Here is a 22148-nt window from a genome sequence, read left to right as displayed (position 1 = left end):
CGTGGCACCCGCGCAGTACGATCCGCTTGACAGGCTCGCTCGCTGGGAGGACACACGTTGGGGCAGCTGACCGGCGGGGACCCCTCGCTGCTCCGGCGGATCAACTCCGCCGTGGTACTGCGGGCACTGCGCGCGGCCGAATCGCCGACCCTCACCGACCTCACCCGGGTGACCGGCCTCTCCCGGCCCACCGTAGAGGGGGTCGTGGAGGGACTCATCGCCACGGGGCTCGTCGTGGAGGCGGACGCCGAGGAGGGCGCGCGCAGGCAGGGACGACCGGCCCGCCGCTACCGCTTCCGGGCCGAGTCGGGGCACCTCCTCGGCATCGAGATCGGCTCGCACCGAATCGCGGTCCTCCTGTCCGGGTTGGACGGGCGGATCATCGGCGCCGGCACCAAGGACGTCTCCGAGACGGCGTCTGCCGACGAGCGGCTGGAGCGGGTCAGGACCGCGGTCGCCGACCTGCTGCGCCGGGCCGGGGTGCCGCGTGACTCGCTGCGGGCCGTCGGGGTCGGCAGTCCGGGCATCGTGGAGGCCGACGGCACGGTCCGCCTCGGTACGGCACTGCCCGGCTGGACGGGGCTGCCGCTGGGGGACCGGCTGCGGCGTTCGTTCCGCTGCCCGGTCCAGGTGGAGAACGACGCCAACGCGGCGGCCGTCGCCGAGCACTGGAAGGGCGCCGCGCGGGAGACCGATGACATGGTCTTCGTGATGGCCGGGCTCAGCCCCGGCGCGGGCTCGCTGATCGGCGGGCGCCTGCACCGCGGCTTCGGCGGAGCCGCCGGCGAGATCGGCGCCCTGCACCTGCTGGGCCGCGAGGTGACGCCCGAGAGACTGCTGTCGACCACCGGCGAACCACTGCACCCGCTGGACGAGCCCGCCGTGGCCGAGGTCTTCGCGATGGCCAGGCGGGGCGACGAGCGGGCGGTGGCCGCTGTGGAGCGGTTCCTCCAGCGGCTGGTGCACGATGTCGCGGCGCTGGTCCTGGCGATGGATCCCGAGCTGGTCGTCCTCGGCGGCTGGGCCGCCGGCCTGGACGGGGTCCTGGGACCTCTGCGCCAGGAGCTGGAACGGTACTGTCTGCGCCCGCCGCGGGTGGTCCTGTCCCTGCTCGGCGAGGCCGCCGTGGCCACCGGGGCGCTCCGGTTGGCGCTGGACCACGTCGAGGAAGAGCTCTTCGCGGTGGAGAAGACGGTCACGGCCCGCCGCTGACCCCCGCGCGGCCACCGGGCAGCGAGCGATGGACCTGCCTCACGGCGCCGGGAGCGGAGAGGGCGGGAAGTCGGGGTCCTGGCGGGGCGCCGCCGTGAACCATTCCCCCCGGCTCCGGGTGGCCGCAGCCCTGCGGGGCGCGGCCTGGGCCCGCCCCCCGACGCCGGGAGACCCGCAGGGCGGGAGGCCGGAGTCCTGCGGGGCGGGGCGGTGGACCAGTCGACGCTCCCGGCGCCGGCAGGCCGGGCGGGAGGTCGCCGCGATCGGGTCGGAGGCGAAGGCGATCGGTTCCGGGTGCGCGCCGTGCCGCCGCCTTACCGCCGCCGGCTCCCCGCCGCCGGCTCCCCGCCGCCGCCTCCCCGCGCTTGCCGTCCTCCGGTCCGGAGACGGGTACGTCCCGGCGCGGAGGGCGGGCCGTCGACGGACCTCGAGACGGGCGCCGGTCGGCGCGGGTCGGCGCCCTCCCCCGGGTCACGCACCGCGGGCGGGCCCCGTCAGGAGGCCACGCGCGGTTCGTGCGTGATCTCGACGTCGCCGGAGTCCCCGAAGGTCAGGCGGCAGGTGTCGGCGCGGTAGGTGGCCACCGAGACCGCGGCCGTACCGGCCGCGGTGAAGTACCGGGTGGTGACCAGCAGTACCGGGGCACCGGGCAGGCGGTCCAGTTCCCGGGCGTCGTCGGCGCGGGCGGAGCCGAGCTCGACCGAGCGGTCCTGGCCGTCGAGGACCAGCCGCTGGAGCTCGCGCAGGACGGTACGGGCACGGGCGGGGCCGGCCGGGGCCTCGATGCTCGGGAGACCGGGCACGGAAGCGGCCGGGACGTACAGCATCTCGGCCGCGACGGCCTGGCCCTGGTTGACGCGCGTCCGGCGCACGGTGTGGACCGGCTCGTCGGCGGCGATGGCGACGGCGGAACCAGCGCCGATGCCGAGGAGTTTGAGGACCCCGACCGGTGGCAGGCCCTCGACGGCGTCCACCGGCTCCCAGCCGTCGACGCCCTCACCGGGCCAGCTGTGCTGCGCGTGCCCGACGGCGACGCCGACGCGCGGCGGGGCGACGGTCGTGCCGACGCCGCGGCGTCGCTGCAGGCGCCCTTCGAGCTCCAGCTGCTCCAGTGCCTGGCGCAGGGTGGCCCGGGCGACTCCGAAGCGGGCGGCGAGCTCGCGCTCGTTCGGCAGGACCTCGCCGACGGCGAAGTCCTGGTCGAGCGCTTCGCTGAGGACGGTCTTCAGGTGCCAGTACTTCGGCTCCGGCACCGTTTCGAGCTGCATGGTCCCCACCCTGACTCCTCCTGCCATCGCTGCATTCGCCGTGTGTTCCAGCGGCAGTTCCGCGCCCTTGTTTATTAAAGGTTCCTGCACTATCCCTGCGACGATAGGACGGCACACCCCCTTGGTCAAGACCAATGCTCATCCCTTGCCGGGCGGATCGGGCATGCGTATCAAGCCGTTCACGGGATGTTCTCGTGCTCCCCGAAGGCTTGTAGTCAAGACCTACCGGGCGGTAGTCATGGCAGTGGGTGCTCCTGACACCCCGTCTCACACCCCGCCCACCCGACGAGGAGCAGCATGACCGCCACGGTCTCCTTCACGATCGACACGCCGCTGGGTCCCCGCACCGCCACCGTCGCCTACGAGCGCAAGGGCGCCGGCGAACCGCTCCTCCTGCTGCACGGCATCGGCCACCACCTGCAGGCCTGGCACCCGGTGACCGACATCCTGGCCGCCGAACACGAAGTGATCGCCGTCGACCTGCCCGGATTCGGCGCCTCGGCGCCGCTCCCCGAGGGGGTCGCCTACGACCTGGGCACCATCGCTCCCGCGCTCGCCGCGCTCTGCACCGCCCTGGGTGTCGAACGCCCGCACGTCGCGGGCAACTCGCTCGGCGGCCTGCTCGCCCTGGAGATGGCCCGGAACCACCTCGTCCGCTCGGTCACCGCCCTCTCCCCCGCCGGGTTCTGGACCGAGGGCGAGCGGCGCTACGCCTTCGGCGCCCTCCTCGCGATGCGCGCCGGCGCGAAGGCGCTCCCCCTCCCCGCGCTGGAGCGGCTCTCGCGCAGCGCGGCCGGGCGGGCCGCGCTCACGGGGACCATCTACGCACGTCCGGCCCGCCGTTCGCCGCAGGCCGTGGTCGACGAGACCCTCGCCCTGCGCGGGGCCACCGGCTTCGAGAAGACCCTGGCCGCCGGCGGCTCCGTACGGTTCACCGACGACGTGCCCGGCCTGCCGGTGACCATCGCCTGGGGCGCCCGCGACCGGCTGCTCCTGCGCCGCCAGGGGATACGGGCCAAGCGGACGGTCCCGGGGGCGCGGCTGATCCGGCTCCCGGGCTGCGGCCACGTCCCGATGAGCGACGATCCGGCGCTGGTGGCCCGGGTGATCCTGGACACGGCCCGGAGCGCACGCGTCCCGACCGCGTGATCCGCCGCCGGGCCGCCGCCGTCCCCCCGGCCCGGCGGCCCCCGGCGGCCCGGCGACCCGGAGGCCCGGCAGTCCAGCGGAGCCGCTGACGGCTGTTCATCCGCGGTTCGCGCGGCCGACGCGGCCGGGCCCGTGTGCGCGGGCACGCTGGTCCGGCCCCGCCCCGCCGGCCCCTGGAGACGCACCGATGGCACCGACACCGCACACCCGCCGCTCCCTCATCGGCGGTTCCCTCGCCATGTCCTCCGCGCTGCTCGCCGCGCCCCTCCTCGCGGCGCCGGCGCTCGCCGCCGCCCCGGCCTTCGTCCGCTCCGGCCGGCCGAGCGCCCTCTGGGGAGTCCAGTCCGGCGAGATCACCGCCCACTCGGCCACCGTCTGGACGCGCTCCGACCGCCCGGCGCGGATGTACGTGGAGACCTCGCCGAGCGAATCGTTCCGGTACGGCGTGCGCAGCCACCGGGGTCCGCTGCTCGGCCCGTCCACCGACTTCACCGGCACCACCGTCCTGCGCGACCTCCCGCCGGGGCAGCAGATCCACTACCGGGTCGTCCTGGCCGACCCCGCCGACCCCCGCCGCACCGGCGAACCGGCCCGCGGCACCTTCCGCACCACCCCGGCCTCCCGCCGCCACGACGTGCGGTTCCTGTGGTCCGGGGACCTGGCGGGACAGGGCTGGGGCATCAACCCCGACCTCGGCGGCTACCGCGTCTTCGAGGAGATGCGGCTGCGCGACCCCGACTTCTTCCTCTTCAGCGGTGACACGGTCTACGCCGACGGCCCGATCCTGCCCAGCGCACCGCTGCGGGACGGCACCCTCTGGCGCAACGTGACCACCGAGGAGAAGTCGAAGGTCGCCGAGACCCTCGCGGAGTTCCGCGGGAACTTCCGCTACAACCTCCTCGACGGCAACCTGCGCGGCTTCAACGCCCAGGTCCCCGTCCTGGCCCAGTGGGACGACCACGAGGTGCGCAACAACTGGTACCCCGGCCAGCTGATCGACGACCCCCGCTACACCGTCCGGGACGTCGACACCCTCGCCGGCCGCGCCCGCCGGGCCTTCGGGGAGTACTTCCCGGTGACCGACCTGCGCGGGGGCCGCTCCGAGGGCCGCATGCACCGGGTGATGCGGTACGGGCCGCTGCTCGACGTGTTCGTGCTCGACATGCGCACCCACCGCGACCCGAACTCCCCCGGCCGCCAGACCGAGGACCCCGTCGGCATCCTCGGCCCGGAGCAGCTGGCGTGGATCAAGCGCGAGCTGTCCCGCTCCCGTGCCACCTGGAAGGTGGTCGCCGCCGACATGCCGCTGGGCATCGTCGTACCCGACGGCGCGGCGAACTTCGAGGCCGTCGCCCAGGGCGACCCCGGCGCCCCGCTCGGCCGCGAGCTCCAGATCGCCGAACTCCTGCGCCACATCAAGCACCAGCGCATCACAGGCACTGTCTGGCTCACCGCTGACGTCCACTACACGGCGGCGAACCACTACGCGCCCGAGCGGGCCGCCTTCACCGACTTCGCGCCGTTCTGGGAGTTCGTCTCCGGCCCGATCGGCGCGGGCGCCTTCCCCGCGGGCCGGCTCGACGCCACCTTCGGCCCGGAGACGGCCTACGTCCAGTCCGCCCCGGTGGCCAACATGTCCCCGTCCGAGAACCCGCCGTACTTCGGGGAGGTCGACATCGACGGCGGCAGCGGGACGATGACCGTGCGGCTGCGGCGCCAGGGCGGCGGCGTGCTCTTCAGCAAGACGCTCCGGCCCGGCCAGGTGGGCCAGTAGGGAGCGGCGGGGTGGGCCCGCCCGGGTGGGCCCACCGGGTTCGGCCCGTCGGGTTCGGCCCGTCGGGTTCGGCCGGCCCGGCTCGGCACAAATCGGCCAGATGGACACTTAACCAGTCGGTCACAGACCGTTCGTGATCACGCAACACCCCTGCGCCACAGTGGCGTGCATGACTGACTTCAGCCCTGCCTCCGCCCAGCGTCCCCGCCACCACCACCACTGGCGCCGCGACCTCGTCGAACTCGCCGCACTGTTCTGCGCCGTCGCGGTCGCGGACGCCCTCGCCAATCTCGTCGTGCACGGCCCCAGGGGCCCGGTCCTGCTGGTCGCCTCGGCCGTCGCGCTGCTGTTCACCGCGGCCTTCCACACCTGGTGGGCGCGGCGCCACAGCCATGCGCCGCCGCCCGCCGACACGGCCCCCACGGATACCGCGGATACGGATACGAACGCGGGCGCGGCTCCCGACTCGGCCGCCGCCCCCGCCGCGCTGTGGCGGATGCGGACGACCGTACGGGACGAGCCCGGTTCCCTGGCGGCGCTCTGCACCGCCCTCGCCCATAACGGCGTGGACATCCTGACCCTCCAGACCCACCCGCTCCCGGAGGGCGGCACCGTCGACGAGTTCCTGCTCCGCGCCCCCCAGGCGCTGCCCTCCGCCGACCTCGGCCGCGCCATCGCCCGGGCCGGCGGGCACAGCACCTGGATCGAACGCGCCGACGCCCACGACCTCGTCGACACCCCGACCCGCGTCCTGGGCCTGGCCACCCGCACCGCCCTGGACGCCGCCGAGCTGCCGCTCGCCCTGCGCCAGCTGCTCGGCCGCTGCACGATCCACTCCATCCCCGCGACCACCCTGTCCGGACGCCCCAACGCGGGCGCCGACGCCCCGGTCGAAGGAGTCCTGGAGGCCACGGTCATGCGGCTGCGCGACCCCTCCGGCGGCGCGATCACCGTGGAACGGCCGTACCTGCCCTTCACCCCCACCGAGTTCGCCCGCGCCCGCGCCCTCGTGGAGCTCGACGCGCGGCTCGGCCCCCGCGTCCCGCGCAGCCAGGACGTCCTGACGCTGCCCGAGGGCAACGAGATCACCGTGCGCCGCGCCGACGCCGCGGACCTGACCGCCGCCCGCGCGATGCACGACCGCTGCTCGGAGCGCACCCTGTCGCTGCGCTACCACGGTCCCGTCGCCGACGCGGACCGCTACCTGGGCCACCTGCTGAGCCCCCGCTTCGGCCGCACGCTGGCCGCGACCACCGCGTCCGGCAAGCTCGTCGCCCTCGGCCACCTGCTGTGGGACGGGGACGAGACCGAGGTGGCGCTGCTCATCGAGGACGACTGGCAGCGCCGCGGCATCGGCTCCGAGCTGCTGCGCCGGCTGATCGCGATGGCGGTGGAGGCCCGGTGCGACAGCGTGTACGCCGTCACCCAGGCCTCCAACACCGGCATGGTCGCCGCGATGCGCGGCCTGGGCCTGCCCCTCGACTACCAGATCGAGGAGGGCACCCTCGTGATCACCGCGCGGCTGGACGCCGCCCTGGTCAGCTCCCGACCGCCGTACGAGCTTCCGCGCGTGCAGCACCCGTAAGCGAGGCAGAGGCGGAGGCACAGGCGGGGCCGGCGGCGGAGAGCGGACCCGGAGCGGCCGCGTCGAGCGCCTGGTCGAGGTCGGCCCAGAGGTCGTCCACGTCCTCCAGTCCGACCGACATCCTCAGCAGCCGGTCGCTGACGCCGGAGGCGTGCCGGTCTCCCTCGGCCACGATCCGGTGGCTGATGGAGGCCGGGTGCTGGATGAGGGTGTCCACGCTGCCGAGGCTGACCGCCGGGGTGATCAGCCGTACCGCGGCGATCACCTCGTGCGGGTCCCCGGCGGTCTCGAAGGCGACCATGGCCCCCCCGATGCGCGGGTAGTGCACCCGTTCCACCCGCGGGTCGTCCGCGAGCCGCCGGACCAGCTCGGCAGCGCTCGCGGAGGCGGCCCGGACCCGGACCGGGAGCGTCGAGAGCCCCCGCAGGAGCAGGTAGGCGGCCAGCGGGTGCAGGACGCCGCCCGTCGCGAAGCGCACCTGGCGGAGCTTGCGGGCGAAGGCCTCGTCGCAGGCCACGACCCCGCCGAGGACGTCCCCGTGGCCGCCCAGGTACTTGGTGGCGCTGTGCAGGACCAGCCGGGCCCCGCTCTCCGCCGGCCGCTGGAGCACCGGGGTGGCGAAGGTGTTGTCGACCAGCAGCGGCACCTCGCCGCAGGCGTGGGCGGCGGCGCGCAGGTCGATCTCCGCGAGCGTCGGGTTGGCCGGGGACTCGATCATGACCAGCCCGGTGTCCGGGCGGATGGCGTCCGCGATGCCCGCCGGGTCCACCCACGTGACCTCGGTGCCCAGCAGACCGCTGCCCAGCAGGTGGTCGCTGCACCCGTAGAGCGGTCGGACGGCGACGACGTGCCGCAGCCCCATCGATCCGCGCACCAGCAGGGTGGCGGTGAGCGCGGCCATTCCGCTGGCGAAGGCGACCGCGCTCTCGGTGCCCTCCAGACGGGCCAGGGCCGTCTCGAAGCGGGCGGTGGTCGGGTTGTCGAGGCGGGAGTAGACCGGCGGGCCCTCGGGGCGGGCCCCGGTGGTGGCGAACTCGTCGATGCGGGCGGCCTCCGCCCGGCTGTCGTACGACGGATAGGTCGTCGACAGGTCGAGCGGAGGCGCGTGCAGTCCGAGCCGTGCGAGGTCCTCGCGTCCGGCGTGCACTGCTTCGGTGGCCAGTGACCGTCGTGCGGTCTGGGCGTTCGTCTCCATGGGCCGTACTGTGCGCTGCCGACCGGTTGTGACGGGAAATCGCCGTGCTACGTTCGGCCAATGTCCGATTCCGTTGCTTTGGATCCGGTGGACCTCCAGATTCTGCGGCTTTTGCAGAACGACGCCCGGACCACCTACCGCGATCTCGCCGCCGAGGTCGGGATCGCCGCGTCCACGTGCCTGGACCGGGTCGCGCGGATGCGCCGCTCCGGGATCATCCTCGGGAACCGCTTGAGGCTCGATCCCGCCAAGCTCGGACGCGGCTTGGAGGCGCTGCTCCTGGTCCAGGTGCGACCGCACCGGCGCGAACTCATCGGCCCGTTCGTCGACCGGGTGCGCTCACTGCCCGCCTCCCGCGCCGTCTTCCACCTCACCGGCCCCGACGACTACCTGGTCCACGTCGCGGTCTCGGATCCGGGCGAGCTCCAGCGCCTGGTCCTCGACGAGTTCACCTCACGACGGGAAGTGGCCCGCGTGGAAACCCGGTTGATCTTCCAGGAGTGGGACTGCGGTCCCCTGTTGCCGCCCACGCCCGCGGGGTGACCGCAAAGAGTGGTGACGCGACGGCGTCGCGCATACGAAGATGGCGGCATGCCTGAGATCTTGCACAACGACAGCGCCCACCGGCTTCCCCGCCAGGTCGCCGACGCGTACGTCGACGACCTCGTCGCCCTCGACCCGATCGTCGGCACCTACCTCGGTGTCGCCGCCAGCTCCGGAAGGCTCCCGGACTTCTCCCCGGCCGGCCGGGCCGCCGTGGCCGAGTTGTCCCGTAGGACCCTCGCCCTCCTCGACGCGGCCGAGCGGCTCCCCGGCGCCGACAGCGACGTCGAGCGCCGCTGCGGCCGCCTGCTGCGCGAGCGCCTCACCGCCGAACTCGCGGTCCACGCGGCCGACGAGGACCTGCGCGCGGTCAGCAACATCCACAGCCCCGTGCACTCCGTCCGCGAGGTCTTCCCCGTCACGCCGGCCGAGACCGACGAGGACTGGGCGGCCATCACCGAACGGCTGCGCGCGGTCCCGGCGGCCATAGCCGGATACCGCGAGTGCCTCGCGCTCGGCCTGGAGCGGTCCCTGCACGGCGCGCCGCGCCCCACCGCCACCTTCATCGAGCAGCTCACCACCTGGATCGGCGAGGACGACGAGCCCGCGTTCTTCGAGGCGTTCGCCTCCCGCGGCCCGGACACGCTGCGGGCCGACCTGGACGAGGCGGCCGTCGGCGCGACCGCCTCCCTGCTCGCCCTGCGCGACTGGATGCGCGACGTGTACGCCCCCGCCGTGGCCGGCGGCCCCGAGACCGTGGGCCGCGAGCGCTACGCCCGCTGGTCGCGCTACTTCAACGGCACGGACCTGGACCTGGACGAGGCGTACGCCTACGGCTGGTCCGAGTACCACCGGCTGCTCGCCGAGATGAAGACCGAGGCGGACAAGATCCTTCCGGGATCGAACCCCTGGGACGCGCTGCGGCACCTGGACGAGCACGGCACCCACATCGAGGGTGTCGAGGAGGTCCGGGCCTGGCTCCAGGGGCTCATGGACGAGGCCATCGAGAACCTCGACGGCACCCACTTCGACCTCGCCGAGCGGGTCAAGCGCGTGGAGTCCATGATCGCCCCGCCGGGCGGCGCCGCGGCGCCGTACTACACCAACCCCTCCGAGGACTTCTCGCGCCCGGGGCGCACCTGGCTGCCGACGATGGGCCAGACCCGGTTCCCGGTGTACGACCTGGTCTCCACGTGGTACCACGAGGGCGTCCCGGGCCACCACCTCCAGCTGGCGCAGTGGACGCACGTCGCGGACCGGCTCTCCCGCTACCAGGCCGGGGTCGGCCTCGTCAGCGCCAACGCCGAGGGCTGGGCCCTGTACGCGGAACGGCTGATGGACGAGCTGGGCTACCTCAAGGACGCCGAGCAGCGCCTGGGGTACCTGGACTGCCAGATGATGCGCGCCGCGCGCGTCATCGTGGACATCGGCATGCACCTGGGCCTGGAGATCCCCGCGGACTCGCCGTTCCACCCGGGCGAGACCTGGACGGTCGACCTGGCGCAGGAGTTCTTCGGCCTGCACAGCGGCCGTCCGGCGGACTTCGTCGAGAGCGAGCTGACCCGCTACCTGTCGATGCCGGGGCAGGCCATCGGCTACAAGCTGGGCGAACGCGCCTGGCTGCTGGGACGGGACAACGCACGAGCCGCGCACGGCGACTCCTTCGACCTGAAGGCGTGGCACATGGCGGCGCTGTCGCAGGGCTCGCTGGGGCTGGACGACCTGGTGGACGAGCTGTCCAAGCTCTGACGACGGCCCCCCGCGCACACGGAACGGGCAGCTCCGCCTCACGCGCAGCGGCCCGTCCCGTGCGGTCGGCCCGTGCGGCCCGTCCCGTGCGGCCCGTTCCCCCGCGCGTGCGGTCCGCCGTCAGCAGCCGCAGTCGTCCGAGTCGGTGGGGGCGGTCAGCGGGTCGGCCCCGGCGCGCCGCTCGCTGCCCCGCCAGGTCTCGACCTCGAAGCCCTCGCGGATCCAGTACTCGATGCCGCCGAGCATCTCCTTGACCTGGAAGCCCAGTTCGGCCAGGGCCAGGGCGGAGCGGGCGCCGCCGTTGCAGCCGGGTCCCCAGCAGTACGTCACCACGGGCAGGTTCCGGTCGAGGAGCCGCTCGGCCTGCTCGGGCACGAGGGCGGTCGGCAGGTGGACGGCTCCGGGCACGTGCGCCTGGTCCCAGGAGGGCGTGGAACGGGAGTCGACCAACTGAAAGCCGAGCTCCGCGCCCCGTTCGCGGTGGGCTTCGAAGGCGGCGGCGACATCGGACACGTCCGCGTGGAAGGCGAGGCTCGCGGCGAAGTAGGCGGCGGCCGCGGCCGGGGAGGCGGGCGGCACCCGGAGCACGGGGTTGGCGGGCGCATCGGCGGGAGCGGTCACGGCCGGGGTGTTCTGCGTCGCTGTCATGGGTCAAAAACTATGATCTGCCGATCATCATGAGAAGTGGATTTCCCCGGCCTTCGCCTTGTCCGGCCGGGGAAACTCCTGCTAGACCGGGCACATGACCGACTATTCCCCGGACGCCACCGACTGGCGGATCCTCGAAGTCCTCCAGCGGGACGGCCGGGCCAGTTTCACCGAGCTCGCCCGCGCCGTGTCGATGTCCGCGAGCGCCGTCACCGAGCGGGTCCGCCGCCTGGAGGAGGTCGGCGTCATCACGGGCTACACGGCGGTGGTGGACCCGGAGAGGCTCGGCAAGGCGATCCTGGCCCTGGTGCGGCTGCGCTACCCGCACGGCAACTACAAGCCGTTCCACGACTTCCTGGACGCCACCCCGGAGATCCTGGAGGCCCACCACGTCACCGGCGACGACTGCTTCGTGCTCAAGGTCGCCGCCCGCTCCATGTCCCACCTCGAAGAGGTCACGGGCCGGATCTCCGGGCTCGGTTCCGTCACGACGAGCGTCGTCTACTCCTCGCCGCTCCCCCGGCGCCCGCTCAGTCCCTGAGCGCCGCGGTGCGGTGGCGGACCACCGAGCCGCCGCGCTGCTTGACGATCTCCAACTGGGCCTGGACCCGGGTCCGCAGGTCGGCGACGTGGCTGACGATCCCGACGCTGCGGTCCCGTTCGCGCAGCGAGTCGAGGACGTCGAGGACCTCGTCCAGGGCCTGGTCGTCGAGGCTGCCGAAGCCCTCGTCGATGAAGAGGGTGTCCAGGCGCATGCCGCCGGCCTCGTCCGTGACCACGTCGGCCAGGCCCAGTGCCAGGGCGAGCGAGGCGAAGAAGGTCTCCCCGCCCGAGAGCGTGGCGGTGTCGCGCTCGCTGCCGGTCCAGGCGTCGACCACGTGCAGCCCGAGGCCCGAGCGGCCGCGGCCGCTCGCGCGCGCGTCGGAGTGGACCAGGGTGTAGCGGCCGCCGGACATGCGCAGCAGCCGTGCCGTCGCCGCGGCCGCGACCTGCTCCAGGCGGGCGGCCAGTACGTACGCCTCCAGGCGCATCTTGCGCTCGTTGTCGGCGGAGGTGCCCGCGGTGAGCCCGGCCATGCGGGCCACCCGTTCGTAGGCCTCCCGCAGCGGGCCCAGGGCGCGCAGTTCCCGTTCGGCCTGCCGGGAGAGCTCGTCCAGCTCCGCGCAGCGGACCCGGGCGGCGTCGTGCGCGGATCCGGCCGTACGGAGCTTCGCCGCGGCCAGGGCCGCGTAGGCCTCGGCCTCCTCCGGCCGGGCCGGGGGCCGGGCCGCCGCCTCGGCGGTGCCGCTCTCGCCCCGGCGGTCCGCGAGCATGGCCTCCTCGGCCTGCCAGGCGTCCATCCGGTGCTGGAGCGCGGTGCGTTCGTACTCGGGGAGGACCGCGTCGGCCGCGTCCTCGACGGTGTCGAAGCCCGCCTTGAAGGCGGCGTCGGCGAGCTGGTCGTCGGCCTCCTTCAGCCGGGCCGCGGTGGCCTCGGCGCGGCGCAGCGAACCGGCGGCCGCCGCGACCATCCGGACCCGGTCCTCCAGGGTGCGGGCGCGGGCCGCGACCGTGGGCGCGTCTCCCCGGACCAGCGCGAGCTCCGCTTCCAGGGAGGCCTGCTCCTGGTCCAGGGCCTCGCGCCGGGAAGCCCGGGCGGCGGCCCTGCGCTCGGCGTCGAGCCGGTCGGCGCTGCGGGCGGCGTGCTCCCGCTCGGCGCGGGCCAGGTGCTCCCGCGCGGTGTGGAGCACGGCGGCGTCCGCGTGGGCGGCCGCGTGCCGGGAGCTGAGGTCCGAGGTCAGGTCCACGAGTGCGGCGGTGGCGGCGTCCCCGGCGGCGGCCGAGGCCTCGGCGCGGGCCTCCTCCAGGGCCGCGAGACGGCGCTCGACGGCGGACCGGGCCTCCTCGGCCCGTTCGAAGGCGGCGTGGGCCGCGTCCTCGGCGGCGCGGTCGACGTGGCCGGGGGCCGGCCGGGCCGGGGCCGGGTGCTCCGCCGAGCCGCACACGGCGCAGGCCTCGCCCGCCACCAGCGCCTCGGCCAGTTCCGCGGCGATCCCGCGCAGCCGGGACTCCTTGAGCTCCAGCCAGCGCTCCCGGGCGGCGGCCGACTCCTCGCGCACGGAGAGCAGTTCGCCCTCCGCGCGCTGCGCGTCGGCGCCGAGGGCGTCCCGCCGCCGGGCCGCGTTGAGCTGCATCCGGGCCGGTTCCAGCCGGCCGGCGAGCTGTTCGGCCAGGGTGGCGGCCTGCTGGGCGCGGTCCACGCGCTCCGTCAGGGCCCTCCGGGTCTCGTCCCAGCGCTCCAGCCACTCGGCGGACTCCTGGTGCTGCTCCTCGGCGGCCCGTGCCTCCCGTTCCAGGTCGGCGCGTTCGCGGCCGATCTCGGCACTGCGCTGCTCGGATCGCCGGGCGGCGCCGAGGGCGCCGAGGTCCTCGCGCAGCCGCTGCTCGACGGAGGCCAGCTGCTCGGTGCCCGCCTCGGACAGCGGCGGCGGGAGTTCGGACCGGGCGGCCGCCTCGGCGTGGGCGGCGGCCAGGTGGGCGGCGGAGGCGGCCCCGCGCAGTTCCAGGGCGGGAGCCACCAGGGCGCCCCGCCGGGCCCGGTCCAGCAGGCCGCGCACCCGCTCCCGCTCGGGTGCCGCCTCGGCGAGCGCGGCGGCCCGGCGGGCGGTCTCGGCGTGCCGGCGCTGGAGGCGGTCGAGCTCCCGCTCGTCCTCGGCGGCGCGCCGGGCGGCGGCGTGCCGGCCCTCGACGGCGGCCAGCGCGTACTCGGTGACGGTGAGGCGCTCCCGGGCGGCGCACCGGGCGACGGCGGCCCAGGCGCGGACGGCCGCGGCGAGCCCGGGGTCGCCGGGCTGGTGCCCGGGCAGCGGCCAGTCCCGGAGGTCGGCGCTGTCCCCGGCTGCCTGGGCGAGCCGCTGGGCGGTGTGCAGCACCCGCGCGTCACCGGCCCGGACCTCGGCTTCGGCAGCCCGGCGGCGTTCCCCGAGGAGGGTCTCGACGGCGGCGAACCGGCGGGTGTCGAAGAGCCGGCCGAGGAGTCGGCCGCGGGCCGCCTCGTCGGCGCGCAGGAACCGCGCGAACTCGCCCTGCGGCAACAGCACCACCTGGCAGAACTGCTCGCGGCTCATGCCGAGCAGCTGCTCGATCTCCTCGCCGACCTCCTGGTGGGAGCGGCTGAGCGCCTCCCACCCCGCGGCGGTGTGCTCGCGCAGCCGGCTCTGCGCCTTGTCCTTGGTGGTGCCGGTGCCGCGCTTCTTCGGCCGGTCCTGTTCGGGCCTGCGGGTGATCTCCAGGCGGCGGCCGCCCGCGGTGAGTTCGAGGGTGACCTCGGTCGGGGTGCCGGTGGAGGCGTGGTCGCTGCGCAGGCTGGTGCCGGGGGCCTGGCGGGGACCGGGGACGGACCCGTAGAGCGCGTAGCAGACGGCGTCGAGGACGGAGGTCTTGCCCGCGCCGGTGGGTCCGTGGAGCAGGAAGACGCCGGCGCCGCAGAGCGCGTCGAAGTCGATCTCCTGGGGCTCGGCGAAGGGGCCGAAGGCGGTGACCTGGAGCCGGTGCAGCCTCATCGGTGGGTCTCCTGCCGGCTGTCGTTGACCCGCACGTCGTCGAAGGCGCCCTGGAGCACGGCCCGTTCGGCCTCGTCGGCCCCGCCGCCGCGCACGTGGGCGACGAAGTCCTCGGCGATCTCCTGGTCGCTGCGGCCCTTGAGCCGCTGGGCGTAGGAGGCGCCCGTCCCCTGCTCGCGGCCCTCGGGGTCGAAGCCGAGGCTGAGGGTGTGCGGGAAGCGGGCGGACAGGCGGCCCATGGGGTCGTCGGGCCGGACCGGGTCGGTGAGGACGGCCTCGACCCACGAGGCCTCGTGCACGGTGTGCGCCGGGTCCCCCAGCAGGTCGTCGAGCCGTCCGCGCAGCCGCCCCAGGGGCCGCGGCACGGGGGTGTCGATCCGTTCGGCGGCGGCGATGGCGCCCTCGGCGTCCAGCTCGATCAGCCACATGGTCTTGCGGTGGTCGGCCTCGGAGAAGGAGTAGGCGAGCGGGGAACCGGAGTAGCGGACCCGCTCGTTGATCGTCTGGCAGCCGTGGAGGTGGCCGAGCGCGGCGTAGTCCACTCCGTCGAAGACCGCGGCGGGGACGGCCTCGACCCCGCCGACGGTGATGTCGCGCTCGCTGTCGCTGGCCTGTCCGCCGGTGACGAAGGCGTGGGCCAGGACGACGGAGCGGGTTCCCGGAGGCCGGCTGGCCAGGTCGGCCCGGATCCGGTCCATGGCGGCTCCCAGCACGGCCTCGTGGCTGACCTTCCCGGCCCCGAACTGCTCCTTGACCAGGGCCGGTTCCAGGTACGGAAGGCCGTAGAGCGCGACCTCGCCGTGTACGTCGGCCAGCACCACGGGGTCGGCGCAGCCGGCCGGGTCGGTCCGGAGGTGGATGCCGGCCCGGTCGATGAGGCCCGCCCCGACCCCGAGACGGCGGGCGGAGTCGTGGTTCCCGGAGATCATCACGGTGGGCACGCCCAGCTCGGCGAGCCGGTGCAGGGCCCGGTCGAACAGGTCGACGGCCGGCAGCGGGGGCACGGCCCGGTCGTATACGTCCCCGGCGACGAGGACCGCGTCGACCTCGTGCGCACGGGCGGTCTCGACGAGGTGGTCGACGAAGGCGGCCTGCGCCCCGAGCAGGTTCACGCGGTGGAAGGCCCGGCCGAGGTGCCAGTCGGAGGTGTGCAGGAACTTCACTCGCCGGCCCCGCCGCACATACCGTCTCCCCCTGGTCGCCCCGCTCGCTGGTTCCTGAACCCCTCTACGCTAACGCGTCCCTCAGGGCGCGTACGTCTCTCCGCCGAGGGTGAGGCTCGCACTGCCCGCCGTGCTGTCGGCGAGCCAGGCCTCGAAGGCGGGCAGGTCCGCCTCGGGGAGGGCGACCTCGATCTCCACGGCGGCCCCGTACCGCAGGTCGACGACGGTGCGGCCGGTGGAGCGCAGGTCGTTCTGGGTCTTCCCGGCCCGCTGGTGGTCGACGGTGACGGTGGCCAGCCGGTAGCGGCGCCGGGTGACGGTGCCGAGCTCGTCGAGCGCCTCTCCGACGACTCCGCCGTACGCCCGGATGAGACCGCCGGCGCCGAGCTTCACCCCGCCGTAGTAGCGGGTGACGACGGCGACGGCGTAGCGCACGTCGCGCCGCATGAGCATCTGCAGCATGGGGACGCCCGCGGTGCCGCCGGGCTCGCCGTCGTCGCTGGCCTTCTGGACGCCGGCGTCGGCGCCGATGACGTAGGCGAAGCAGTTGTGCGTGGCGGTCGGGTGCTCCCTGCGGACCCGCGCGACGAAATCCTGGGCCTCGCGCTCCGTCGCGGCGGGCGCGAGCGCGCAGAGGAAGCGCGAGCGGTTGATCTCCGCCTCGTGCACGCCCTCGCGGGCCACCGTCACGTACTGGTCTGCCGTCACCGCTCCACCCTACGGGGAATCGGACATGTGTCCTTTCGGTTGATCAGGAAGGAGCCGGCGGCAGCAGGGGCGGCCGGAGCAGCAGACCACCAGGAGGCGGCGCACGTGTACGGCGATCCGGCAACCATCCGCAAGATCCTCACCGAGGTCGGTGACACCTGGGCCGTGGTCGGCCTTTCGAACAACCAGGACCGGGCGGCCTACGGGGTGGCCCGCGTCCTCCAGCGGTTCGGCAAGCGCGTGGTCCCCGTGCACCCGAAGGCGGAGACGGTGCACGGCGAGCCCGGGTACCCCTCGCTGGAGGCGATCCCCTTCGCGGTGGACGTGGTGGACGTGTTCGTGAACAGCGGGCTGGCCGGCCCGGTGGCCGACGAGGCCGTGGCCATCGGGGCCGCTGCCGTCTGGTTCCAGCTCGGGGTGATCGACGAGGCCGCCTACGAGCGCACCCGCGAGGCCGGCCTGACGATGGTCATGGACCGCTGCCCGGCCATCGAGATCCCGGCCCTGTAGCCTCGGCGGCGCCGGGCAGCAGGGCGCCGACCGGCTGGACGCCGATCAGCAGACGTCGATCAGCGGGCGCCGGGCCGGTCCGCGCGGCGCCGATGTCACCGGCGTCGGCCGTCCGGCGCGCCGGCCGTCCGGCGCTGTTCCCGTCCGGCCTACACGGCGCGCGGCTCCGGCCGCGCCCCTTCCTCCACCTCGGCCTCCGCCTCGGCCTCCGCCTCCGCCTCGGCCAGCTGTGCCAGGCCGCGCAGCTGCTCCGGGGTCATCCCGTCGGGGATCGGCACCGGGGCGGGCGTGCGCAGTGGCGGCTGCCAGCCGGTCTCCGGCTCCCAGCGGCGCACGATCCGCGCCGGCGCCCCCGCCACCACGGCGTGGTCCGGCACCTCGCCCCGTACGACCGCCCCGGCGGCCACCACGACGTTGCGGCCCAGCCGCGCGCCCGGCAGCACCACCGCGCCGGTGCCGAGCCAGCATCCCGGGCCGATCTCGACCGGTGCGCTGCGGGGCCACTGCCTGCCGACCGGCTCGTGCGGGTCGTCGTAGCTGTGGTTCGTGGAGGTGATGTAGACCCCCGGGCCGCAGAAGGTGTCGTTCCCGATGGTGATCCGGGCGTCGGCGATGACGTGGCTGTCCCGGCCGACGACCACTCCGTTGCCGAGGACCAGCATCGGCTCCGCGCCCAGGTCGAGGTCCGGCATCATCCCGGCGGTCAGGGTGACCCGCTCGCCGATGATGCAGTGGTCGCCGAGCCGGATCCAGGACTCGCCGAAGACCGTGCCCTGCGGGAAGGCGAGCCGGGTGCCGTCCCCGATCGCCCCGAAACGGAGCGGCCCCGGGGTCTGCGCGGTGACCGCGCCGGCCTGCTGCATCCAGCGCCAGCCGGTGTGGACCGCGCGGTTCGCCAGCCTGCGGCGCAGGGCCGCCAGGGAAGAGAACGTGTTCTGGTTCTTCGGCACCCGGCCACGGTAGTGGGCCCGGTGGCGGGCGTCCGGGCGGCGGGCCTGTGATCTTCACCCCATCGCGGAGGGGGCGGGCGCGTGCCCTACGGTGCCGGTAGCGCGGCAGGATCCCGGACGAGGAAGACAGAGGAAGAGCACATGACGCATCAGGCGGCCCAGGCACTCGTGGCGGGCGTGGGCGGGAAGAGCCCGTCGGTCGATCCCACCGCGTTCACCGCGCCCACCTCCGTCGTGATCGGCGACGTCACCCTGGGCGCCGGTGCGAGCGTCTGGTACTCGGCGGTGCTGCGGGCCGACTGCGGTCCGATCACGCTCGGTGCGGACAGCAACGTCCAGGACAACTGCACGGTCCACGTGGACCCCGGCTACCCGGTGTCGATCGGCGAGCGCGTCTCCATCGGGCACAACGCCGTCGTGCACGGCTGCACGGTCGAGGACGACTGCCTGATCGGCATGGGCGCGACCATCCTGAACGGCGCGGTGATCGGTGCGGGCTCGCTGGTGGCCGCCCAGGCGCTGGTCCCGCAGGGCATGGTGGTCCCGCCCGGTTCGCTGGTGGCCGGCGTGCCGGCCAAGGTGCGCCGGGAGCTGACCGGGGAGGAGCGCGAGGGCATCAGGCTCAACGCGGCGATGTACCGGGAACTGGCGGAGCAGCACCGCGCCCCGGTGCCCCCGGGAGCCTGAGGGCGCGTCCGGTTCCGGGCCCGCGGCCCGGGCCGGCGGCCCCGGCCCGGAGAAGTGGCCCCGCCCCGGGCAGGTGCCCCGGCCCGGCCCGGCGCGGCGGGTGCCTCAGTCGGCCACGGCCGCCGGGACGGGCTCGTGCCGGTCCGCACCGGCGGCGCCCGCTTCGGCAGCCGCCTTCTTCATCCGGTTGCGCACCACCAGCGTCACGGTGAGCCCGCACAGCACGGCCAGCACCAGCGCCGCCCAGGAGAACCGCTTCAGCCACGGCTCCGCGACGATGCCGACCGAGTAGATGACGGCCGTGGTGCCGCCGGCCCAGAGGATGCCGCCGAAGACGTTCGCGACCAGGAACTTCCAGTACGGCATGTGCAGCACGCCCGCCAGCGGCCCGGCGAAGATCCGCAGCAGCGCCACGAACCGCCCGAAGAAGACGGCCCACATGCCCCACTTCTCGAAAGAGCGTTCCGCTAGGGCCACCTGATCGGGTCCGAAGTGCTTGGGGAAGCGCCGCCCGAGCCGCTCCAGCAGCGGTTTGCCGCCCCTGCGCCCGATCGCGTAGCCGATCGAGTCGCCGATGATCGCGCCGGCGATCGCACAGGCGCCGAGCACGACGGGGTTGATCTCGTCGTGCTGCGAGGCCAGCAGTGCCGCGCTGACCAGCACGATCTCCCCCGGCAGCGGGATGCCCAGGCTCTCCAGCCCGATGACCAGCCCGACCAGGAGATAGATGCTGACCGCCGGAATCGTCTCCAGCCATTCCTGGATGTGCACCGGTACGTCCTCCGAGTCGTCACCGCGCGCCCCCAGTGACACGCCGAGCGGGCAGCCTACCGGCTCGCCACCACGGCCTTGGCCCGCAGTGGCAGTTCGCGCGAGGAACGGCCGACGAACACCTCGCGGCGGCCGGCGCCGAGCACCCACGCGCGGACCACCGGATCCCAGGACGACAGGGCCCGCGGATCGACGGTGACGGTGACCCGCTGCGCCGCCCCCGGAGCGAGGGTGAGCCGCCGGTAGCCGGCCAGTGCGCGGACGGGCTGGTCGAGCCGCAGTTCCGGGGACGGGCCGACGTACACCTGGGCCACCTCCGTGCCCTTGCGGCGCCCCGTGTTGCGGACGGTGAACTCCACGGTCAGGCCGCCGTGCTCGGGCCGGACGGTGAGCGTCTCGTACTGCCAGGACGTGTACGAGAGCCCGTGCCCGAACGGGAACAGCGGGGCCGCGCGCTGTGCGTCGTACCAGCGGTGGCCGACGTGCACCCCCTCGGCGTACTCCAGGCGGCCGCCCACGCCCGGGTAGCGCCGCGGGTCCCCGCCGACGGGGGTCGCCTCCTCGTGGACGGGGAAGGTCTGGGTGAGGCGGCCGCCCGGGTCCACGTCCCCGAAGAGGACGTCGGCCGTGGCGCCGGCGCCCTCCTGGCCCGGGTAGTACATCTGCAGGACCGCCCCGGTACGGGAGAGCCACGGCATGGTGGTGCCGGAGGGGGTGTTCAGCACGACGGTGGTCCGCGGATTCGCGGCGGCGACCGCCTCGATCAGCCGCTCCTGCCCGCCCGGGAGTCCCAAGGAGGTCCGGTCGCCGCCCCCGGTGGCGTCCTCGTGGGCGAACAGGACCACGCTGCGGGCGGTCCTGGCCGTCTTCACCGCTTCGGCGAGGTCCGCGGCGCGGGTCGCCCTCGTCGCGTGCCGCAGCCGGAACCGCCGGTCCTGCGCCCCGGTGGGGCTGGACACGGAGAGCCGGTGGGCGCCCGCCTTCAGGGTGAGGGTGCGGCGCCGGACGGTCAGTCCGTCGGGCGCGGCGGCGAGCAGTCCGCCGGCGGGGTGCTCGGCGACGCCCTGCCGGACGGGGAAGAGCTCCTCGCCGTCGAGGCGCACCGCCGGCCGCCGGCCGGCGTGGTGGAGGAACAGCGTCCACTCGTCGTCGGCGGCGAGCGTGAAGGTGCCCTCGTGGCTCCAGGCGGCCCCGCCGTCCACCCGCCGGTCGTCCAGATCGGCCGGGGGCGTCAGGAGCGTCGGCGGCAGCGGGCGCCCGTACGGGTCCTCGCCGAGGGCGTAGCGCACGGTGGAGCCGTTGCCGGCCCGCTGCCGGATCGCGGTGAGGGGGGCGGCGGCCGCCTCGGGGACCAGGTGGGCGCTGCCGCCTGCGCCGGTGAGGGGCACCTGGCCGGTGGGGCCGATCACCGCGATCGAGCGGGCCGCGGCGCCCGCCAGCGGCAGCGTGGCGCGCTCGTTGCGCAGCAGCACCGCCCCGGAGGTCGCGACCCGGCGGGCCGTGCGGGCTCCGGCGGCAGCGTCGCGCGCGGGCCGTGCGGCGCGGCGGGGCGCGAGCAGCCCGAACCGGTCCATGGTGCTGAGGAGGCGGTGCACCGCGAGGTCGACGGTGTCCTCGGAGACCGAGCCGCCGCGCACCGCCTCGCGCAGCGGGCGGCCGAAGTGGGTGCCGCCGGGCATCTCCATGTCGAGGCCCGCGCCGATGGCGGCGACGGTGCTGTGGACGGCGCCCCGGTCGGACAGCACCCAGCCGTCGAAGCCCCAGTTCCCGCGCAGCACTTCGTCGAGGAGCGGCCGGCTCTCGCCCGCGTGGACCCCGTTGACCTTGTTGGACGCCCCCGTCACGGCGCCCGCGCCGGCGGCCACGGCCGCCTCGAAGCCCCTCAGTTCGGTCTCGTGCAGGGTCCGCTCGGCGGCGATCACGTCGACGGTGTCGCGCCCCTTCTCCTGGTTGTCCAGGGCGAAGTGCTTGACCGCGGCGATGAGCCCCTCGTCCTGGATCCCGCGGACCACCTCGGCCACCAGGTCGGCGGTGAGCCGCGGGTCCTCGGCGAAGGTCTCGAAGTTCCGCCCGGCGTGGGGGGTGCGGATGAGGTTGGCCGTGGGCGCGAGCAGGACGTCCTGGCCCAGTGCCCGGCCCTCGCGGCCGAGGACCCTCCCGTACTCGCGGGCCAGTGCCGGGTCGAAGGCCGAGGCGAGCAGGACCGGCGCGGGCAGCGCGGTGGCCGGTCGGGCGACCGCCACTGCGGCGGAGCCGTCGGCGATCCGCAGCGCGGGGATGCCGAGCCGGGGCACACCGGGCACGTAACCGGCCTGTCCGAGGTGCGCCGGGTCCTGGGCGCCGTGGAGCAGGGCGGTCTTCTCCTCGAGCGTGAGCTGCTCCAGCAGGGTTTCCACCCGGGCGGCGCCGTTCGCCTCCGCGCCGGGCGCGGGGGCGGGCGGCGCGGAGGGGGCAGGGCGCAGCCCGGCGCCCGCCGGTACGGAGGGCGCACAGCCCGCCGCGCCGAGCACGGCGCCCGCTCCCGCGAGCAGCCGGATCGCGGAACGTCTGGACACGGCCTGGCTCATGGGCGCTCCCTGCGGCGGCGGGGGGGGGGGGGGGGGCGCCCCCCGCGCCCCCCCCCCCCCCCCCCGGGGGCGGGCGCCCCCCCCCCCCCCCCCCCCCGCCCCCCCCCCCCCCGCGGGGGGGCCCGGG

Annotated in this window: 18 protein-coding genes; 9 read left to right on the top strand and 9 right to left on the bottom strand. The window is 75.1% G+C overall.

Going from position 1 to position 22148, the window contains the following annotated elements:
• The first annotated feature begins 57 nt into the window (after positions 1-57).
• Positions 58-1212: an ROK family transcriptional regulator gene (locus tag ACFWU6_RS28140; protein WP_383799263.1), complete on the top strand. Its 1155-nt coding sequence runs from the start codon at positions 58-60 to the stop codon at positions 1210-1212.
• Between the two features lie 494 nt (positions 1213-1706).
• Here the strand turns inward: ACFWU6_RS28140 and ACFWU6_RS28135 are convergent, their stop codons facing one another.
• Positions 1707-2489: a GntR family transcriptional regulator gene (locus ACFWU6_RS28135; protein ID WP_383799260.1), complete on the bottom strand. Its 783-nt coding sequence runs from the start codon at positions 2487-2489 to the stop codon at positions 1707-1709.
• A 288-nt stretch (positions 2490-2777) separates the two neighbouring features.
• On the opposite strand from ACFWU6_RS28135, the gene ACFWU6_RS28130 reads away from it, so the two are divergent.
• The 3 genes from ACFWU6_RS28130 to ACFWU6_RS28120 all read left to right on the top strand — a co-directional run bounded on the left by ACFWU6_RS28130 (position 2778) and on the right by ACFWU6_RS28120 (position 6988).
• On the top strand, positions 2778-3629 hold the full coding sequence (locus ACFWU6_RS28130) for an alpha/beta fold hydrolase (RefSeq protein WP_383983746.1): 852 nt from the start codon (positions 2778-2780) through the stop codon (positions 3627-3629).
• A gap of 187 nt (positions 3630-3816) precedes the next feature.
• Entirely contained in the window at positions 3817-5403 is a 1587-nt protein-coding gene (locus ACFWU6_RS28125) for an alkaline phosphatase D family protein (protein WP_383983744.1), read from the top strand.
• 169 nt (positions 5404-5572) lie between these two features.
• Positions 5573-6988, top strand: coding sequence for a GNAT family N-acetyltransferase (locus ACFWU6_RS28120; RefSeq protein WP_383983742.1), 1416 nt, complete (start codon positions 5573-5575; stop codon positions 6986-6988).
• Here ACFWU6_RS28120 and ACFWU6_RS28115 read toward each other — a convergent pair.
• Positions 6942-8183, bottom strand: a complete 1242-nt coding sequence (locus ACFWU6_RS28115) for a trans-sulfuration enzyme family protein (RefSeq protein ID WP_383799249.1) — start codon at positions 8181-8183, stop codon at positions 6942-6944. The two genes, ACFWU6_RS28120 and ACFWU6_RS28115, sit on opposite strands and share 47 nt — an antisense overlap.
• A gap of 60 nt (positions 8184-8243) precedes the next feature.
• Here ACFWU6_RS28115 and ACFWU6_RS28110 point away from each other — a divergent pair, with 60 nt between their 5' ends.
• On the top strand, positions 8244-8726 hold the full coding sequence (locus ACFWU6_RS28110) for an Lrp/AsnC family transcriptional regulator (RefSeq protein ID WP_383799246.1): 483 nt from the start codon (positions 8244-8246) through the stop codon (positions 8724-8726).
• A 48-nt stretch (positions 8727-8774) separates the two neighbouring features.
• Positions 8775-10475 carry a DUF885 domain-containing protein gene (locus ACFWU6_RS28105; protein WP_383983740.1) on the top strand — a complete coding sequence of 567 codons (1701 nt, stop codon included), beginning with the start codon at positions 8775-8777 and terminating at the stop codon, positions 10473-10475.
• 120 nt (positions 10476-10595) lie between these two features.
• Here ACFWU6_RS28105 and ACFWU6_RS28100 read toward each other — a convergent pair whose 3' ends face one another.
• Positions 10596-11123 carry a rhodanese-like domain-containing protein gene (locus ACFWU6_RS28100; RefSeq protein WP_383983738.1) on the bottom strand — a complete coding sequence of 176 codons (528 nt, stop codon included), beginning with the start codon at positions 11121-11123 and terminating at the stop codon, positions 10596-10598.
• Positions 11124-11217: 94 nt separating this feature from the next.
• On the opposite strand from ACFWU6_RS28100, the gene ACFWU6_RS28095 reads away from it, so the two are divergent.
• On the top strand, positions 11218-11664 hold the full coding sequence (locus ACFWU6_RS28095; RefSeq protein WP_383799237.1) for an Lrp/AsnC family transcriptional regulator: 447 nt from the start codon (positions 11218-11220) through the stop codon (positions 11662-11664).
• On the opposite strand, the gene ACFWU6_RS28090 is transcribed toward ACFWU6_RS28095, so the two are convergent.
• The 3 genes from ACFWU6_RS28090 to ACFWU6_RS28080 all read right to left on the bottom strand — a co-directional run bounded on the left by ACFWU6_RS28090 (position 11654) and on the right by ACFWU6_RS28080 (position 16536).
• Positions 11654-14665: an AAA family ATPase gene (locus ACFWU6_RS28090; RefSeq protein WP_383983736.1), complete on the bottom strand. Its 3012-nt coding sequence runs from the start codon at positions 14663-14665 to the stop codon at positions 11654-11656. The genes ACFWU6_RS28095 and ACFWU6_RS28090 overlap by 11 nt on opposite strands.
• Positions 14662-15828, bottom strand: a complete 1167-nt coding sequence (locus ACFWU6_RS28085) for an exonuclease SbcCD subunit D (RefSeq protein WP_383983734.1) — start codon at positions 15826-15828, stop codon at positions 14662-14664. Before ACFWU6_RS28085 ends, ACFWU6_RS28090 begins: the two co-directional genes overlap by 4 nt.
• An 81-nt stretch (positions 15829-15909) precedes the next feature.
• Positions 15910-16536 (bottom strand): YigZ family protein, encoded by a 627-nt coding sequence (locus ACFWU6_RS28080; protein WP_383983732.1) that lies wholly within the window; start codon positions 16534-16536, stop codon positions 15910-15912.
• Positions 16537-16641: 105 nt separating this feature from the next.
• Here ACFWU6_RS28080 and ACFWU6_RS28075 point away from each other — a divergent pair, with 105 nt between their 5' ends.
• Positions 16642-17046, top strand: a complete 405-nt coding sequence (locus ACFWU6_RS28075) for a CoA-binding protein (RefSeq protein ID WP_383799473.1) — start codon at positions 16642-16644, stop codon at positions 17044-17046.
• A 149-nt stretch (positions 17047-17195) separates the two neighbouring features.
• Here the strand turns inward: ACFWU6_RS28075 and ACFWU6_RS28070 are convergent, their stop codons facing one another.
• Positions 17196-17996, bottom strand: a complete 801-nt coding sequence (locus ACFWU6_RS28070; RefSeq protein ID WP_383983730.1) for an acyltransferase — start codon at positions 17994-17996, stop codon at positions 17196-17198.
• A gap of 141 nt (positions 17997-18137) precedes the next feature.
• Here ACFWU6_RS28070 and ACFWU6_RS28065 point away from each other — a divergent pair, with 141 nt between their 5' ends.
• Positions 18138-18683 carry a gamma carbonic anhydrase family protein gene (locus ACFWU6_RS28065; RefSeq protein WP_383983728.1) on the top strand — a complete coding sequence of 182 codons (546 nt, stop codon included), beginning with the start codon at positions 18138-18140 and terminating at the stop codon, positions 18681-18683.
• Positions 18684-18788: 105 nt separating this feature from the next.
• On the opposite strand, the gene ACFWU6_RS28060 is transcribed toward ACFWU6_RS28065, so the two are convergent.
• A complete protein-coding gene (locus ACFWU6_RS28060) occupies positions 18789-19454 on the bottom strand; it encodes a DedA family protein (RefSeq protein ID WP_383983726.1) in 666 nt (221 codons plus the stop codon).
• Positions 19455-19510: 56 nt separating this feature from the next.
• Entirely contained in the window at positions 19511-22021 is a 2511-nt protein-coding gene (locus ACFWU6_RS28055) for a beta-glucosidase (RefSeq protein WP_383983724.1), read from the bottom strand.
• Between the last annotated feature and the right edge of the window lie 127 nt (positions 22022-22148).

It is taken from the genome of Streptomyces sp. NPDC058674 (assembly GCF_042716505.1).
GTDB lineage: Bacteria > Actinomycetota > Actinomycetes > Streptomycetales > Streptomycetaceae > Streptomyces.
Note: the sequence above shows the minus strand (reverse complement) of the source record. Positions and strands in the feature narration are given on the sequence as shown.

What these genes read in the sequence shown, in the direction of transcription:
- ACFWU6_RS28130 (WP_383983746.1), top strand. Translation starts at nt 2,778, where the DNA reads ATGACCGCCACGGTCTCCTTCACGATCGACACGCCGCTGGGTCCCCGC.
- ACFWU6_RS28090 (WP_383983736.1), bottom strand. Translation starts at nt 14,665, where the DNA reads ATGAGGCTGCACCGGCTCCAGGTCACCGCCTTCGGCCCCTTCGCCGAG.
- ACFWU6_RS28110 (WP_383799246.1), top strand. Translation starts at nt 8,244, where the DNA reads ATGTCCGATTCCGTTGCTTTGGATCCGGTGGACCTCCAGATTCTGCGG.
- ACFWU6_RS28095 (WP_383799237.1), top strand. Translation starts at nt 11,218, where the DNA reads ATGACCGACTATTCCCCGGACGCCACCGACTGGCGGATCCTCGAAGTC.
- ACFWU6_RS28055 (WP_383983724.1), bottom strand. Translation starts at nt 22,021, where the DNA reads ATGAGCCAGGCCGTGTCCAGACGTTCCGCGATCCGGCTGCTCGCGGGA.
- ACFWU6_RS28100 (WP_383983738.1), bottom strand. Translation starts at nt 11,123, where the DNA reads ATGACAGCGACGCAGAACACCCCGGCCGTGACCGCTCCCGCCGATGCG.
- ACFWU6_RS28115 (WP_383799249.1), bottom strand. Translation starts at nt 8,183, where the DNA reads ATGGAGACGAACGCCCAGACCGCACGACGGTCACTGGCCACCGAAGCA.
- ACFWU6_RS28065 (WP_383983728.1), top strand. Translation starts at nt 18,138, where the DNA reads ATGACGCATCAGGCGGCCCAGGCACTCGTGGCGGGCGTGGGCGGGAAG.
- ACFWU6_RS28120 (WP_383983742.1), top strand. Translation starts at nt 5,573, where the DNA reads ATGACTGACTTCAGCCCTGCCTCCGCCCAGCGTCCCCGCCACCACCAC.
- ACFWU6_RS28125 (WP_383983744.1), top strand. Translation starts at nt 3,817, where the DNA reads ATGGCACCGACACCGCACACCCGCCGCTCCCTCATCGGCGGTTCCCTC.
- ACFWU6_RS28105 (WP_383983740.1), top strand. Translation starts at nt 8,775, where the DNA reads ATGCCTGAGATCTTGCACAACGACAGCGCCCACCGGCTTCCCCGCCAG.